15 protein-coding genes are annotated in these 16,167 nt (G+C 73.5%); 9 read left to right on the forward strand and 6 right to left on the reverse strand.

Annotation, left to right across the window (positions count from 1 at the left end):
- The 4 genes from C8054_RS25520 to C8054_RS25535 all read right to left on the reverse strand — a co-directional run.
- The coding region (locus tag C8054_RS25520; RefSeq protein WP_199199916.1) for a non-reducing end alpha-L-arabinofuranosidase family hydrolase at positions 1-826 on the reverse strand (826 nt) is incomplete at its 3' end.
- A 139-nt stretch (positions 827-965) separates the two neighbouring features.
- Entirely contained in the window at positions 966-2,030 is a 1,065-nt protein-coding gene (locus C8054_RS25525) for an SRPBCC domain-containing protein (protein WP_107161075.1), read from the reverse strand.
- 47 nt (positions 2,031-2,077) lie between these two features.
- On the reverse strand, positions 2,078-3,394 hold the full coding sequence (locus C8054_RS25530) for a low temperature requirement protein A (RefSeq protein ID WP_107161077.1): 1,317 nt from the start codon (positions 3,392-3,394) through the stop codon (positions 2,078-2,080).
- A 12-nt stretch (positions 3,395-3,406) separates the two neighbouring features.
- Entirely contained in the window at positions 3,407-4,036 is a 630-nt protein-coding gene (locus tag C8054_RS25535; protein ID WP_107161079.1) for a TetR/AcrR family transcriptional regulator, read from the reverse strand.
- Between the two features lie 121 nt (positions 4,037-4,157).
- Between C8054_RS25535 and C8054_RS25540 the strand changes: the two genes are divergently transcribed.
- Entirely contained in the window at positions 4,158-5,795 is a 1,638-nt protein-coding gene (locus C8054_RS25540; protein ID WP_107161081.1) for an MDR family MFS transporter, read from the forward strand.
- Between the two features lie 88 nt (positions 5,796-5,883).
- Positions 5,884-6,735 carry a phosphatase PAP2 family protein gene (locus C8054_RS25545; protein WP_107161083.1) on the forward strand — a complete coding sequence of 284 codons (852 nt, stop codon included), beginning with the start codon at positions 5,884-5,886 and terminating at the stop codon, positions 6,733-6,735.
- A gap of 28 nt (positions 6,736-6,763) precedes the next feature.
- On the opposite strand, the gene C8054_RS25550 is transcribed toward C8054_RS25545, so the two are convergent.
- Complete coding sequence (locus C8054_RS25550) at positions 6,764-8,842, reverse strand: cellulose binding domain-containing protein (protein WP_107161085.1); 2,079 nt, start codon at positions 8,840-8,842, stop codon at positions 6,764-6,766.
- A gap of 227 nt (positions 8,843-9,069) precedes the next feature.
- Between C8054_RS25550 and C8054_RS25555 the strand changes: the two genes are divergently transcribed.
- The 7 genes from C8054_RS25555 to C8054_RS25585 all read left to right on the forward strand — a co-directional run bounded on the left by C8054_RS25555 (position 9,070) and on the right by C8054_RS25585 (position 15,288).
- Positions 9,070-9,822: a lytic polysaccharide monooxygenase gene (locus tag C8054_RS25555; protein WP_107161087.1), complete on the forward strand. Its 753-nt coding sequence runs from the start codon at positions 9,070-9,072 to the stop codon at positions 9,820-9,822.
- A 141-nt stretch (positions 9,823-9,963) separates the two neighbouring features.
- Complete coding sequence (locus C8054_RS25560; RefSeq protein ID WP_107161089.1) at positions 9,964-10,530, forward strand: DUF305 domain-containing protein; 567 nt, start codon at positions 9,964-9,966, stop codon at positions 10,528-10,530.
- A gap of 461 nt (positions 10,531-10,991) precedes the next feature.
- Positions 10,992-12,581: a DHA2 family efflux MFS transporter permease subunit gene (locus tag C8054_RS25565; protein ID WP_107161092.1), complete on the forward strand. Its 1,590-nt coding sequence runs from the start codon at positions 10,992-10,994 to the stop codon at positions 12,579-12,581.
- Between the two features lie 138 nt (positions 12,582-12,719).
- Entirely contained in the window at positions 12,720-12,947 is a 228-nt protein-coding gene (locus tag C8054_RS25570; RefSeq protein ID WP_107161094.1) for a hypothetical protein, read from the forward strand.
- Positions 12,948-12,983: 36 nt separating this feature from the next.
- The gene (locus C8054_RS25575; RefSeq protein WP_107161096.1) at positions 12,984-14,066 is read left to right on the forward strand and encodes an NYN domain-containing protein; all 1,083 of its coding nucleotides are present in this window, start codon (positions 12,984-12,986) and stop codon (positions 14,064-14,066) included.
- A gap of 14 nt (positions 14,067-14,080) precedes the next feature.
- On the forward strand, positions 14,081-14,554 hold the full coding sequence (locus C8054_RS25580) for a molybdenum cofactor biosysynthesis protein (RefSeq protein ID WP_107161099.1): 474 nt from the start codon (positions 14,081-14,083) through the stop codon (positions 14,552-14,554).
- 167 nt (positions 14,555-14,721) lie between these two features.
- Complete coding sequence (locus C8054_RS25585; RefSeq protein ID WP_107161101.1) at positions 14,722-15,288, forward strand: sigma-70 family RNA polymerase sigma factor; 567 nt, start codon at positions 14,722-14,724, stop codon at positions 15,286-15,288.
- 102 nt (positions 15,289-15,390) lie between these two features.
- On the opposite strand, the gene C8054_RS25590 is transcribed toward C8054_RS25585, so the two are convergent.
- Positions 15,391-16,128 carry a zf-HC2 domain-containing protein gene (locus C8054_RS25590; protein ID WP_107161103.1) on the reverse strand — a complete coding sequence of 246 codons (738 nt, stop codon included), beginning with the start codon at positions 16,126-16,128 and terminating at the stop codon, positions 15,391-15,393.
- Positions 16,129-16,167: the final 39 nt, after the last annotated feature.

The raw sequence follows: 16,167 nt of genomic DNA on the forward strand, positions 1-16,167 counted from the left end.
TCTTGTAGGAGAACGCCGTGCCACCCCACTGGTAGGTCAACACCCAGATGTTGCGCGGGGCGAAGTAGAACAGCGTCGGCGCGACGGTGCCCTGGTTCATGCCGTTCTGGCTGGCCGTGGCCATCTCGGACCAGTTGGTGAACGGGCTGAAGTTCATCGAGCCCCAGGACGAGCCGAAGTCGTGCGTGGTCGCGTACACCAGGTGCTTGCCCTGATAAGGGGCGACGGTGAAGTCCTTCAGCGACGCCCAGCCGGACTTCGGCTGCGCCAGCGCGCCGGTCGAGGACCACCGGTAGCTCGACGGCAACGAGCAGGTGCCGCCCGGCGGTGGTGTCGTGGTGGGCGGCGGGGTGGGCGAGTTGGTCGGTGACGTGGTGGGCGACGACGTGGGCGGCGTGGTGGGGGCGGTGCCGCCGGTGCAGGTGACGCCGTTCAGCGCGAAGCTGGTGGGGGCGGGGTTGCTGCTGGTCCACGCGCCGTTGAAGCCGAACGAGGTGGTGCCGTTGGTGGGGATGGAACCGTTGTAGTCGACGTTCTTGGCGGTGACGTTCGCGCCGCTCTGGGTGACGGTGGCGTTCCAGGCCTGGGTGACGGTCTGGCCGGCACCGTAGGACCAGGTCAGCGTCCAGTTGTTGAGGGGGTCGCCGAGGTTGGTGATGGCGACTTCGGCGCCGAAGCCGCCGCCCCACTGCGACGACACGGTGTATTTCACCGAACAACCGGCGGCCGCCGCGCCGGCTGGCAGCGCCGCGACGACACCGGCCGAGGCCAGCAACGCGACACCGGCCGAGACCAGGCCGACATGGGCCGCTCTGGATCTGGACATGGGGCTTCCTCCTGTGGTGGTGGCGGCTCGCGCATTCGCGGGGGCGATTGTGTTGTGAGCGTTAACAGCCGCGTCAGGTATGTTACGGGAGCGCTCCCATGACCTCAACGATAGAAATATGTGAATGACCTCCGGAGGGTCAGGACGTGGTGCAGGGGGTGCCGTCGGCGGCGCAGGACTCCGGCGCGTCGTGCAGCGGGTCTGGGTCCCGGACGTCGAAGCGGATGGTGGTCGAGCCCTCGGGCGGCAGCTCGGGGCCGGTGAACGTGACCACCACGCCGTCCTGCGCCGCCTCCGCACCGTTGACCGAGCCCACGGTGGCCCCGTCGCCGAGCGTCACGGTCACCGTCCACTCCGAGCGGGGGGCCGGTCCGGGATTGCGCAGCACCACCTCGCCCCGGTAGCCGAAGACCCGGTCGGTGACGGTCTGGTACGTCGCGGTCAGCCCGACGGCGGCCACCGACGGCGTCGGACTCGGCGTACGGCTGGGGGAGCGGGACGGCGACGGCGAGGGGGAGGCGCTGCGGCGGCTGGCGCTCGGCGTGGGCCGGGCGGTGGTGGGCCGCGGCGACGCGGCGGGCGTGGTGGTGGGCAGGACCAGCGCCGGTGACGACGGCGGCGGGGCGGCCGGCGACGGCGGGGTGTCCCGGGTCGCCCACAGCGCCGCCCCGGCCGCGCCGGCGATCAGCGTCGCCGCGCCGGCGGCCAGCAGGACCCGGCGTCGGGGGCGACCGCGCTCGTCGCCGAGCAGGCGGATCACCGGCAGCTCCGCGGTCAGCCCGCCCTCGGCGCGGCGCAGGTCCACCTCCTGGAACGCGAGCCAGTCGAGGATCGCCGGCAGTCGCCCGGTCAGCGCCCGCTCGTGCTGCTCGGCGCGCGCGTCGGCGTCCCAGTCGCCCTCCTCCAGCACCTCGCGGACGGAGAGCCGGGTGCCGTGCCCGCTGGGGGTGAGGTCGCAGGCCAGTCGGGTGGCCCGGTCGCCCTCCCGGCACCGCACCACCAGCCGTCGGGGCGCGCGCAGCTCGACCAGTTCCACCTCGGTGTCGGCGTCGTAGCCGGGCAGCGCCGCGGTCGCCAGTGTCCAGTGGTCGTCCCGCGGTGTGCTGTCGGCGAACCACTTGGCCAGCAGCGCCCGCTCGGTCAACGCCCGCCAGATCCGGGCGGGCTGGTGGAACAGGTCGACCTCGGTGGCGATCTCGATCACCCGGAGACTCTACGGCCCGCGTCGAGCGGCGGACCGGCGCGGTCAGGTCACTCCGACCCGCCGTCGTGCCACCGGGCCCGCCAGGCGGCCTCGTTCTCCTCGGCGCTGGTCCGCTCCTGGTGCACCGCCCGGCGCAGCGCCACGCGGGCGTCCGCGAAGATCACCAGCTCGACCGCGACCAGCGCCAGGCAGATCGCGGTGAGCAGACCGAGCGCGCCGAGCGCGGACAGCTGGCGGCCGACCGGCAGCGTGACCGCCAGCACGACAAGCGTGCCGACCCGGGTCCACGACAGCGTCCGCAGCGTGCGCCACTGGAACGCCATGTTGGCGGCCAGGTAGACCATCACGCCGACGAAGAGCAGCGGCACCGCCGGCCCGTGGCCCCGCTCCGCCGCGCCGCCCACCGGGTCGGTGACGGTCCGGACCAGCTCCTCCGCGCCGAGCGCGAACAGGATCACCCCGGCGATCATGGGCAGGTAGAGATAGGCGTACGCGTCGCGCGCCATCGCCACCCGCGGGTGGCCCCGGGCGGCGTGCAACGCGATCCGGGCGGCCGGCCCGATCATGTCGAAGTGGGCCCACCAGAGCGCGGCGGTGAACAGGATGCCGAAGATCGCCGCCGGGACGGCCGGCCAGGTGACCGGCTTGCCGAGCAGGTTGCCGCCGACGCCGACCGAGATGACCGACTCGCCCAGCGCGATGATCAGGATCAGGTCGTAGCGTTCGGTCCAGTGCTCCGCCGAGGTGATCTTCCAGCCGTCGGTCCCGGCCAGCAGTCCGCTGCTGTACTGGATCGCCGCCACCGCGATCCACAGCGCGTCGCGCAGCCACGGCCCGGTCTCCGGGTCCACCTGCGGCGGCAGCAACGCGGCCACCAGCAGCAGGCAGGTCGAGAGCAGCACCTCGGGCAGGAACAACCACACCTTGCGTCGGGCCGCCGGGTCGCCGCGGGTGGCGTACCAGTAGAGCGACGTGTGCACGACCCGGATGACCACGTAGCTGACCGTGACCAGGATCGGCCCGGCGGTGCCCTGGCGCAGGTCGCCGAACGTCTGCGGCAGGGCCAGCGCGAACGTGAACAACGCGACCATGCCGACCACCATCAGGATCGGCACGAAGCCCTCGCCCAGCCGCAGCCGGGCGGCCACCGCGCTGTGCACCACCCAGCACCACCAGAGCACGGCGAGCACCAGCAGCGCGTGCAGCAGTTCCCGTACCGTCACGTTGGCGGCGGTGGCCCGCGTGATGATGAAGAACGACACCACGAAGACGAGGTCGAAGAAGATCTCGAACTTGTCGACCCGGGTGGCCGGGGCGACCCGCGCCGGGGGCCCGAGCCCCTTGCGCCACCGGTCGCCGCCCACCGGCCGAGTGTGTCAGCCCCGCTCGACCGCCACGGGGAATTCAGCGGGCAGTCCCTCGGCCACGGGGGTGGCGTGGGCGAGCACGTCGCGCAGCACGTCGCGCAGCGGTGCGTCCGGGTGCTCGATCCACTGCTGGGCGGCGACCCGGAGCGTGGCCAGGAACGTGGCGGCCAGCACCCGCGCCCGCAGCGGCGCGTCGGCAGCGGTCAGCCGGCGGGTGATCTCGGTGGACAGCTCCCGCTCGATGGCCGTGTACGCGCCGACCTGGTGGGCCGCCAGGCTCGGGTGGCCGTGCAGTCGACGGCGCCGGTTCAGCCACGGCTCGGCCGGGTCGTCGTACCCCTCGTCGGCCTGGGCCAGGGCGGCCCGGGTCAGCGCGGCCCAGGGCGGCAGCTCGGTGGGTTGCGCCGCGACCAGTTCCAGCATCCGACGCAGCCGCATCGTGTCGCCGTGGAAGAGTGCCTCCTCCTTGCCGGCGAAGTAGTTGGAGAACGTGCGCCGGGAGACGTTGGCGGCGTCGGCGATGGCCTCGACGGTGACCCGGTCCGGGCCGTGCTCGACGGCCAGTCGCAGTGCCGCCTCGTGCAGGGCCAGGCGGGTGGCCGCCTTCTTCCGCTCCCGCAGGCCGGTGCACTCGTCCATGGCGGCCAGCGTACGTGATCCTTTTCTCAACGGGCAAAGTTGCCTGATGGGCAACATTTGTTGATGATTGCTTGAGGCAACCAAGCGGCCACCCCCATCCGACACCCCAGGAGGACGCGCGATGAGCGCACCCACCATGACGGCCGAGGCCGCGCCCATGAGCCGGCGGCAGACGCTGGAGGCGCTCAGCGGCCTGCTGCTGGTGCTCTTCGTGGCCATGTTGAGCAGCACCGTCGTCTCGACGGCCCTGCCGAAGATCATCGGCGCGCTCAACGGCTCGCAGACGCAGTACACCTGGGTGGTCACCGCCACCCTGCTAACCGCCACGGCCACCACGCCGATCTGGGGCAAGCTGGCCGACCTGTTCAGCAAGAAGCTGCTGATCCAGGTCGCCATCGTGGTCTTCCTGGTCGGCTCCGTCGCGGCCGGCTTCTCGCAGAGCGCCGGCCAGCTCATCGCCGCCCGGGCCTTCCAGGGCATCGGCGTCGGCGGTCTCCAGGCGCTGGTCCAGGTGGCCATCGCGGCGATGATCCCGCCGCGCGAACGCGGTCGCTACAACGGCTACCTGGGCGGCGTCATGGCGCTCGCCACGGTCGGCGGCCCGCTGCTCGGCGGCCTCATCGTCGACACCTCCTGGCTCGGCTGGCGCTGGTGCTTCTTCGTCGGCGTGCCGGTCGCGATCATCGCGCTGTTCCTGCTCCAGATCACGCTGAACCTGCCCACCGTGCGCCGGCAGAACGTCAGGATCGACTACCTGGGCGCCGCGCTGATCGCGGCCGGCGTCAGCGTGCTGCTGATCTGGATCTCCTTCGTCGACGACTCGTTCGCCTGGCTCTCCTGGCAGACCGCCGCCATGGTCGGCGGCGCGGTGCTGCTGCTGGCGCTCGCCGTCCGGGTCGAGGCGCGGGCCGCCGAGCCGGTGGTACCGCTGCACATCGTCCGCGAGCGCACCACCGCGCTCGCCATCCTGGGCAGCCTCGCGGTCGGCATGGCCATGTTCGGTGGCGCGGTCTTCCTCGGCCAGTACTTCCAGATCGGCCGCGGCTACAGCCCGACCGAGGCCGGCCTGCTCACCATCCCGATGATGGCCGGCGTGCTGATCTCATCGATCGTGGCCGGCCGGATGATCACCACCAGCGGGAAGATCAAGCCGTACATCGTGTTCGGGGCGATCCTGCTGGTCGCCGGGTTCGCCCTGCTCGGCACCATCGACCACGAGACCTCGCTGGTCATCGTCGGGGTGGCCATGTTCGTCGTCGGCGTCGGCGTCGGCATGACCATGCAGAACCTGGTGCTCGCGGTGCAGAACACGGTGGCGCTCAAGGACATCGGCGCGGCCAGCGCCAGCGTGGCCTTCTTCCGGTCGCTCGGCGGCACCATCGGTGTCTCGGTGCTCGGCGCGGTCCTGGCCCGGCGGGTCACCGACCGGATCACCCACGACCTCGCCGCGGCCGGCATCCCCACCACCGGCGGTGGCGGCAGCACGCTCAACCTGGACGCGCTGCCCGAGCCGGTACGCCAGATCGTCCGCGCCGCGTACGGGGACGCGACCGGGCACATCTTCCTCATCTCGGCCGCGATCGCGGTGGTCGGCGTGGTGGCGGCGCTCTTGCTGCGCCCGGTTACCCTGCGCTCCAGCCTCGACCTGCCGGACCCCGGGCGTTCGGTGGCGGTGGGTGCCGACGCGGTCGACGGAGCGCCCGCGTTCGACGGGGTGGACGCCGACCCGGCCGGCCGGGAGGAACACGTCCGCCGCTGAGCCGGTAACCCCAGGGCCGTCGCCGACCCCGGCGACGGCCCTGGTCCGTGCCGGCCGGCGGGCGGGCGGACCCAGGCGAAGGAGGAGCATGGACACCAGGCGAGGCGCGTCCCGGCCCGGTGGCGCGCTGCGCCGGGCGGCCCGTGAACTGACGCTGGTCGCGGTGCTCTTCCTCGCCTACAAGGCGGGCCGGCAACTGGTCGCCGGACGGGCCGACACGGCGCTGGCCAACGGCGAGCGGATCTGGTGGCTGGAACGGCTGCTGCACCTGCCGGACGAGGCGCTCGTGCAGGCGCCGCTGCTGGCGCACGAGCTGCCGGTACGGCTGGCCAACAGCTACTACGCGTACGTGCACTTCCCGGCCACCGTGCTCTGCCTGGTCTGGCTCTACCTGCGCCGGCCGGCCCACTACCTGCGGCTGCGGCGGGCGCTCGCGGCGCTCACCGGCGCGGCGATGGTGCTGCACGTCTGCGTCCCGCTCGCGCCGCCGCGCCTGACCACACTGACCGGCCTGATCGACACCGGTCGCCGGTACGGCCCGACCGTCTACGGGCCGCCCGACGCCGACCAGCTCAGCAACCAGTACGCGGCCATGCCCTCGCTGCACGTGGGTTGGGCGCTGGCGGTGGCGCTGGCCCTGGTGGCGGTCACCGCCGGGCGACGGCGCTGGCTCTGGCTGGCGCACCCGCTGGTCACCATGGTCGTGGTCGTCGGCACCGGCAACCACTACTGGCTCGACGGGGTCGTCGCGGTGGCGCTGCTCGGGCTGATCCTGGCCGCGCTGCCCCGACCGGCCACGGTGGACCGCCGACCCGTCCCGCCGGTGGTGGGGCCGTCCCGCCCGCACGTGGTGCCGCCGCCACGCCGCGCCGGCCGCCGCCGGACCACGAAGGTCCCGACGGCGGCCGACGTCCGACTCCGCCCACCCGGCCGGGGCTGACCCCGGATCGGGGGGGCGGCCCGCCGGCTCAGGGCCGGACGGTGCAGACCGTGCCGTTGAGCCGGAACACGCCGGGCGGCACGTTCGGCCCGCTGTACGCCCCGACGAACCCGACGCTGGTGCTCCCACCGTCGGCGGCCAGCCGGCGGTTGTCGGCGGTCGGGGTCACCCGGACCTCCGTGCCGGTCTGCGTCCAGGTGCCGTTCCAGCCGCTGCTCACCTGCTGCCAGCCGGTGGGCCAGGTCCAGGTCAGCGTCCAGCCGTCGACCGGGTCCGGGCCGGTGTTGACCACCTCGACGGTCGCCACGTAGCCGTTGCCCCAGTCGGTGTCGTTGTGGAAGCGCACCGCGCAGCCGCTGTCGGCCGGGCTGCCGGTGGCGAACGTCAGCGGCGGGGACGACCAGGACACCCGGCCGGCGGTGTCCCGGGCCAGCACGTTGACCGTGTAGCGGGTGCCCGGTTCGAGGTTGCGCACCGTGAACGAGGTGCCGGCGGTCTCGCCGAGCTGCTCGCTGACGGTGCCGTACTGCCGGTACACCTCGTACTTCGCGATCGGCGCGGCGCCCACGGCGGCGGCCGGCCAGGAGAGGGTCGCCGCGCGGTCGGTGACCGCGCCCGCGGTCGGCCGGCCCGGCGCGCCCGGGCGCCCGGCGGAGCTGCCGGCCGGGCGGAGCACGAGCGTGGTCAGCGAGTACGGCGGCAGGGTCCGGGTGGTGGCGCTGCCGGAGCGGTCGGTGGTCACGCCGCTCGCGCCGTTGGTCAGCGTGTGCACGGTCGGCGCCTCGTCCGCCGGGGTGAAGCCGGCGTAGTCGACCGCCACCGGGTACGCGGTGTCCGGGTCCTTGTTGAGCAGCAGCACCGCGAGGCTGCCGTCCGGCCGGCGCACCGCGTGCGCGCTGACCAGTGGTTGGTCGGTGCCGGCGCGGACGAACTGGTCACCGGGGCGGGCGAACGTGTTCATCAGGGACAGCGCGTGGTACGGCGCGAACGGCGTGTTGAACGGCGGCTCGCACACCTCGCCGTCGCCTGTGCAGCCGCCGCTGGAGAGCAGCCCGAAGTCGCCGTAGTCGGTCTGGTCGGCGACCTCGGAGACGGTGCCGATGCCGTTGTGCACGTTCCACCACTGCACGGTGAAGACGCCCTGCTCCAGCAGGCCGCTGTAGGCGTCGGCGAGGAACAGCGCGCCGGGCTGGGTGGTGCGGCCGGCGTCGACGTTCAGCTCGGTGAGGCTGATCCCGATCCGGTCGGCGTTCGCGCCGGCGTACCTGTCGATCTGCTGACGCAGCAGCCAGGTGGCGTCGGAGATCTGGTTGGTCCGGGTCAGCGACTCGGCGGCGGTGCCGCCCGGGTACCAGTGCACGTCCACGAAGTCGATCTTCGGGCCGGCGAGCGAGAGCACGGTCCGGTTCCACGGGCCCGGGTCGCCGCCGGCGGTGATGCCGTCCGGCCAGTTGCCGGGCATGGTGAGCACCGCGCCGACCTTGACGCTCGGGTCGACCGCCTTCATCGCGTCGGCGTACTCGATCACCAGCTTGGCGTACTGGGTGGCGCTCTTGTCGGCGTGGTCGTCGGCCTCCCAGGCCGAACCGTAGAGGCCGTTGCCGTAGTTCTCGTTGCCGACGGTCCACCACTTCGCGCCGTAGCCCTTGGTGACGTTGGCGTAGCGCACCCAGTCGGCCGCCTCGGCCGGCGTGCCGGTGCCGTAGTTGGCGATGATCATCGGTTGCGCGCCGACCCGGCGGGCCGCCGCCATGAACGTGTCGAAGTCGGTGTCCGGCGCGACGTAGCCGCCGGGCGCGGTGTGCGTCTTCCAGTGGTAGATGTCGGCGTACGAGCCGCCGGGGTAGCGCAGCATCCGCACGCCGGCGGCCTTGAGCAGGTCGGACGTCTCGGGGCTGCCGAGCTTCGCGTCCCAGATGGCGTGGTTGACGCCGAGCGCGGTGTCCGGCACGGTGGCCAGCCCGGCGCGGGCGTTCACGGTCACCGCGACCGGGTCGGCGGCGGCCTCGGCGGCGGGTGGTCCGACGGTGGCGAGCGCGGTGGTGACGAGCAGCAGGCTCGCCGCGTACGCGGTCCACCGGCGTGGGCGGGGCAGGGATCTCCTCATGCGGGTGTCCTTCGAGAGGTGGTTTCTCCCGGATCGGTGCCGCCGTCCTCCCGGATGCCTGCCGGCGTCCGGGTGCCCAGGGACGACGATCGGCTCCGCGCGCTGATCAGAATTCCACGCGTGGCGCGCTCGGCTCAAGGCTTAATTTATAGATAGGAGTCTTTACTGTTAACAAGGTTTAATTTATGTTCATGGCACCTTCCGTTCCCCCCGAAGGAGTTGCCACCATGCGCCGAAGAATTACACTTCCGCTGCTCAGTGCCGGTGCCGTCACCGCGGCCCTGGCGCTCGCCGCGCCCGCCCAGGCCCACGGCTACGTCTCCTCGCCGCCCAGCCGGCAGGCGCTCTGCGCGCAGAACCGGGTGCCCGACTGCGGCCAGATCCGGTACGAGCCGCAGAGCGTCGAGGGGCCCAAGGGCCTCAAGAGCTGCCACGCCGGCATCGCCCAGTTCGCGGTGCTCAACGACGACAGCCGCAACTGGCCGGCCACCACGGTCGGCAGCAGCGCCACGTTCACCTGGGTCAACACCGCCCGGCACGCCACCGCCAACTGGGAGTACTGGATCGGCAACACCCGGGTCGCGGTGGTCGACGGCGGTGGCCGGCAACCCGACGCCACCGTGTCGCACACCGTCAACCTGGGCGGCTTCTCCGGCCGGCAGAAGCTGCTCGCGGTCTGGAACATCGCCGACACCGCGAACGCGTTCTACGCCTGCGTGGACCTCCAGATCGGCGGCGGGGGCGGCAACCCGACCCCCACGCCGTCGCCGACCCCGTCGCCCACCCGGACCGCCACGCCGTCACCGACGCCCGCCCCGACCGGCTCGCCGGTGCCGGGCGGCACCTGGACCGCCGGCCGCGCGTACCAGGTCGGCGACACGGTCACCTACGACGGCCGCAGCTACCGCTGCCGCCAGGCGCACACCGCGATCGCCGGCTGGGAACCCCCCAACGTCCCCGCCCTCTGGCAGCAGCTCTGACCCCGCACCCCGCACCCCCACCCTGCTCCGGCTCGCACATTCCCGGAAAGAGTGGCCATGCCCCGCGACATGACCACTCTTTCCGGGAATCAGCGGGGTGGGGGAGCGGGAGGGGGAGGGGGCTCTCGATTGGAGGAATGGATGCGTCGGGGTGTGGTGACGGCGATGGTGGTGGTCGGGGTGCTCGGCGTCGGCGGGTGTGGTGGTGGGGCGGTGGCGCCCGTGGCGTCCCGGCCCGCGCCGGCCGTCGACGGCGCTGCCAGCGGCATCGACGCGCTCTTCCTGGCCATGATGGTGGCGCACACCGGGCAGACGCTGGAGCTCGTCGGCGTCGGCCTCGACCGGGCCGCCGACCCGCGGGTGCGGACGTTGATCGCCGCGATCCGGGCCACCGAGACCGACGAACTGGCCACCATGCGCCGGTGGCTGCGCGAGGCCGGCCCGTCGGCCGCGGCCGCCGCCACGCGGCACGACCACTCCGGGCACAGCGACGCCGCCGCCGGGCTGACCCGGCTGCGGGCCGCCCCGGCCGCCGACGTCGACCGGGTGCTGCTCGACGTGCTCACCCGGCACCAGCGCACCGCCGCCGCGCTGGCCCACGCCCAGGTCACGGCCGGCACCAGCGAACGGGTACGCGACCTCGCCACCCGCATCGACCGCTCCCGCACGGCCGAGATCGCCCTGATGGCGGACCTGTCCCCGGCGTGACGCGGCCGTCGACAGTGGAGCGGCGGCACCGCGCGCCGGCCCGCCGGGGAGCGGCCCGATGTGGCGGTGCCGCAGCCGGCAAGGTGGCACGCCGCTGCCCCGGCGTCGGAACTCCGACAGTGGAGCCGCATCGACGCCGCGCCGGAAACATGACGTTCGTCACGGTGACGGACCGGTCCCGGGCCGGTGGCAGGGCGTCCACCTGAGCCGCGAATCCGGGCGTAGGGGTGCGTACGGTGCGGCTTCTCGGAAGCCGGTGGAGCCGAACCCGGGCGACGCCCGGGGTGACGGGCGGGTGTCCGGAAGCACGGCCGTTCGCCTCTTGGCAAAACCGGCCGCCGATGTCGCACTCCGTGACTAGGCTTCCGTGCCGGACGTCGCCCACCGCGCGTCCGACCGCACGCCCCACGGCGCGCGGCGTCGCCACCGCATCGAGCCGGACCGGAACCAGGAGACTGTCTGTGACCCAGCAATCCGTAGCGACATCGAACAAACTCGACGCCGCGGTGCTCAAGGTGGCCGGTGTCGTCGTGCTCGGCGCCGTCATGTCGATCCTCGACGTGACCGTCGTCAGCGTGGCCATCCCCACTTTCCAGCGCGAGTTCGACGCCTCCTACGCGCGCGTCGCCTGGACCATGACCGCCTACACCCTCGCGCTGGCCACGGTGATCCCGCTCAGCGGCTGGGCCGCGGACCGGTTCGGCACCAAGCGGCTCTACATGGTGGCGCTGGCGCTGTTCACCATCGGCTCCGGGCTCTGCGCCACGGCCGACTCCATCGGCGAGCTGATCGCCTGGCGGGTGGTCCAGGGCCTCGGCGGCGGCATGCTCATGCCGCTCGGCATGACGATCATGACGCGGGCCGCCGGTCCGCACCGGATCGGCCGGTTGATGGCCGTGCTCGGCATCCCGATGCTGCTCGGCCCGATCGGTGGCCCGATCCTCGGCGGCTGGCTGATCGACACCGCGAGCTGGCACTGGATCTTCCTGATCAACGTGCCGATCGGCGTGGTCGCCCTCGTCTACGCCCAGCTCGCCCTGCCGAAGGACGCCCCCGAGCCCTCGGAGTCCTTCGACTTCCTCGGCATGCTGATGCTCTCGCCGGGCCTGGCCCTCTTCCTCTACGGCGTCTCCTCGCTGCCGGAGGCCGGCACGGTCACCGACCCCGAGGTCTGGCTGCCCATGGCGGCCGGCGCCGCGCTCGTGGTCGCGTTCGTCCGCTACTCGTTCCGGCCCCGGCACCCGCTGCTCGACCTGCGGCTGTTCCGCAACCGCAACCTGACCATCGCCGCGCTGACCCTGGTCGCCTTCATCATCGCGTTCATGGGCGCGGGCCTGCTGTTCCCGAGCTACTTCCTCCAGATCCGGGGCGAGACCACGCTCAACGCCGGCCTGCTGATGGCGCCGCAGGGCATCGGCGCGATGCTCACCATGCCGATCGGTGGCATGCTCGCCGACCGGGTGCCGATCGGCCGGACGGCGCCCTTCTCGCTGGTGCTCATCGCGGCCGGGTTCTTCACCTTCACCCAGGTCGGCACCGACACGTCCTACCTGCTGCTCTGCGGCTCGCTGTTCGTGATGGGCCTCGGCATGGGCGGCACCATGATGCCGATCATGACCTCGGCGCTGAGGACCCTGAACGCGGCCGAGGTGGCGCGCGGCTCGACGCTCCTCAACATCGTCCAGCAGATCGCCGGGTCGGTGGGCGCCGCGACGATGTCGGTGATCCTCACCAGCGAGCTGAACGGCTCCCGGCCGATCCCCGGCGTGACCGATCCGGGCACCGGCGCGCCGGTCACCGAGGCCCAGCTCGCCATCGCGGTGCAGCAGCAGCCCGAGCTGGCGCAGCAGTTCCCGGTGCCGCCGTCGCTGATCGAGCGTGGGCTCGACTTCGCGGCCAGCTCGTTCGCCACCACGTTCTGGGTCGCCTTCGGGCTGGCGGTGCTCACCTTCGTCCCGGCCGCCTTCCTGCCCCGCCGGCGGGAGCCGTCACACCTGCTGGACGGCGAGTCGGGCGAGGAGCAGCTCCCGACGCCGGTGCCGATGCACTGATCCGCCCTGTCCCGTGGGGGCCGACCGCCGACGGCGGCCGGCCCCCACGGCACTTGCGGGGCAGCGGCCGGATCCGCCACCGGCGGGCCGGGCAGCACCTAGGCTCGAACCGGGAGAGCCGGGGGAGAGGCGGGCGGGGTGAGCGCAGGCGGTGGGGAGCGGTCGGCGCGGCGGCGTACGCGGCTGCTGCTGGCCGGCCTGCTGGCCGTGGTCGGGCTGATCCTGCTGCTGCTCGGCCTCACCGTCGCCAACGGCACGGTCGCCGGGGTCGAGGTGGTGCTCGCACTGGCGCTCCTGGTGGCCAGCTACGCCATCCAGCGCGTCGCCCGCCGGGAGACCCTCTACCGCGACGAGCGGCGGCGCTGACCGGCGCGCCGGTCCGACCCCGCTAGGCTGGCCGACGTGGATCAGGAAGACCGGATCGCGCTGTTCCTCGACTACGAGAACCTGGCGCTGGGCGTACGAGACCATCACGGCGGTCGGCCGTTCGACCTTCGTCCGATCGCCGACGCCCTGGCCGAACGCGGCCGGGTGGTGGTGCGCCGGGCGTACGCCGACTGGTCGTACTTCGACGAGGACCGGCGGATGCTGACCCGGTCGCACGTCGAGCTGATCGAGATCCCGCAGCGGATGGGTTTCTCCCGCAAGAACGCCGCCGACATCAAGATGGCCGTGGACGCGGTCGAGCTGGCCTTCGAACGGGGCTACATCTCGACGTTCGTGATCTGCACCGGGGACAGCGACTTCACCCCGCTCGTGCACAAGCTGCGGGAGCTGAACAAGCGGGTGATCGGCGTCGGGGTGGAGAAGTCGACCTCCGCGTTGCTGCCGCCGGCCTGCGACGAGTTCCTCTACTACGACCGCCTCGAAGGGGTGGACGTGCCGCCGCCCGCCGCCCGCCGGACCCGTCCCACCCGGTCGACGGGGCCGTCGGTGGCCGGGCCGGCGCCCGAACCCGCGGCGGAGACCGCGCCGACCGAGGAGGAGTCACCGCGCGACGTCGACACGCTCGCCGTCCTGCTCGTGCAGACCGTGGCCGGCATGCAGGGCAGCGGCGGCGGCGAGGTGACCGCCTCCGGCCTGAAACGCGCGCTGCTCCGCAAGGACCCCACGTTCAGCGAGTCCGACTACGGCTTCCGTACCTTCGGGGAGCTGCTGCGGCACCTGGCCGGGTCGAACGTGGTGGAGCTGGCCGCCGGCCCGGCCAAGGGCGACCCGGAGGTGTCGCTGCCCGAGCGGGGCGACCGGGAGGTCACGTTCGGGCTGCTCCGCGCTGTGGTGGCGGACCTCGCCGGCGAGGGCGGCGCGGTGGCGCTCTCCGGCCTGAAGGACCAGCTCCGGCGTGCCCGGCCGGACTTCAGCGAGAAGAAGCTCGGCTACCGCAGCTTCCTCCAGTTCTGCAAGGCGGCTGCGACCGACGGCGTGGTGGAGCTGCGGTGGAGCCCCGACGACGGCGACTACCTGCTCACCCCGCAGCCCTCCTGAGCGCGGTCGTCGCCGTGCCGCACATCGTTCAGTTGCTGGCCTCGCCGGTGCACCGCTACGTGGGCCGGCCGGCGGACGGGCCGGCCCCGGCGCCTCCCGGTGAACTGGTCGACCAGGTGCGGCTCCGCGCCGGGCTGGGCATCGTCGGGGACCGCTACTTCGGACGGCCGGCGCACCGCGCCGCCAGTGTCACGCTGATCGCGCAGGAGTCGCTGCCGGCCGGCGCCGATCTCACCCAACTCCGACGCAACGTGCTGACCAGCGGCATCGCGGTGGACGAGCTGGTCGGGCGGGTGCTCACCCTGGATTCCGGCGACGGGCCGGTCCGCCTGCGCGTGCATCGGGCCGCGCCGCCGTGCGCCTGGCTGGACGTGGTGGTCGCGCCCGGCACCTGGAAGGCGCTGCGCCGCCGGGGCGGCGTCCGCTGCGCCCCGCTCACCGACGGCGTCCTGCGGGTCGGCCCGGTCGCGGTCTCCGTCGCCGACTGACCGCCGGTGCCCGGGAACTTTTCCCGCCCCGGGGCCGACCAATGTCGGGCCACTCCGATCGTCGCGGTCGGTGGCCGGGTGACGGAGAGGACGCCAGGGATGAACCGAGCGAGCGCCGCATCCGTACCGTTCGGCATGGCCGGACCGGACCGACGGGTGGGCCCGGGATGAGCCTGGACGCCGACGACGATCAGGTGACCCGGTGGGCGCACCGGGCCGGCCGGGGTGACCAACAGGCCGCCGCCGCGTTCGTCCGCGCGCTCCAGGGACCGGTGTGGCGGTTCCTGGTCCACCTGGCCGGGCCGGCCGAGGCCGAGGACCTCGCCCAGGAGACGTTCCTGCGCGCGCTGCGCAGCCTGCCCGGGTTCGCCGGCCGCTCCTCGGCCCGGACCTGGATCTTCACCATCGCCCGCCGGGTGGCCGTGGACCACGTACGGGCCGCGACCGCCCGCCCCCGGGTGGCCGCGCTGTCCGACTGGCAGACCGCCGCCGAGGCGGCCGGGGCGGTGACCGCCGGCGGGGACGACGGCGTGGCGCTGCGCGGACTCATCGCCGGGCTCGCCCCGGACCGCCGGGAGGCGTTCGTCGCCACCCAGGTGCTCGGCCTCTCCTACGCCGAGGCGGCCGAGGTGTGCGGCTGCCCGGTCGGCACCATCCGGTCGCGGGTCGCCCGCGCCCGCGAGGACCTGGTCGCCGCCTGGGCCGGGGACGCCCGCGGTCGCCGCGCCCGCTGAGCCCCCCGGCGACGACCGGCCGAACGCGGTGGCACCGGCCGGCCAGGGTCACCGGTCGAGGGCTCGCCGGCCCGCGCGGCGTACGGGCGGGCCGCTCGCGGGTCAGGCGGCGCGGCGGTCGCGGGCCTGCGCGGGGTACGGGCCCGGCGGCACCAGCCGCAGCGGCGTCGGCGCGGCCGGCTCCTCGGCACGCAGTGTCCAGCGCGAGCCGGTCGACCGCCCGCGGCCGGGCGGGGTGTCCCCGGGCCGCCACCAGGGCCGGGACAGCACCAGCATCACCGCCCAGCCGACCAGCAGGAAGCCGTGGCTGACCAGCCGGGTCACCGCCACCTGACCGGTGATCAGGTCGTTCACCGACAGCAGCACCAGCGTGGCGACGAACGCGCTGAGCATCGGCAACAGGCCGGACGGGGTCGACCGGCGCAGCGCCACGTAGAGGAAACCGGCACCCACCGCCACGTTCCACGCCGCCGACTCGTGCCACAGGTGCTGGCCGGAGGCGTGCGCGTGGGCGACCACCGCCTCCCGGCCGATCTGCGCCAGGCCCAGCACCAACTGCACCGCGCCGAGCAGGCCGAGCGCCGCGCGGAGCCCGAGCGCCACCCGCCGGCGTCGGCTCGGCCGGGGCGGCGGCGCGGCGGCCAGCACGGACGCCACCAGATCGGGCACCTGTGGGGCGAGGTGTGTACGGGCCCGGCGGGTGACCGCCGCGGCGGAGTCGAACCAGCCCCGGCAGCCGGCGCAGCCGGCCAGGTGCGCCTCGGCCGCCTCGCTCTCCGACCGGGACGCCTCACCGTCCAGCTGGGCCGACAGGATCTCCCGCCACTGCTCACACGCCATACAGGGATAGTCGTCCGGGCCGCCCGCCTGGTTCCCGGC

This window comes from Micromonospora sp. RP3T, from assembly GCF_003027925.1.
Lineage (GTDB): Bacteria > Actinomycetota > Actinomycetes > Mycobacteriales > Micromonosporaceae > Micromonospora.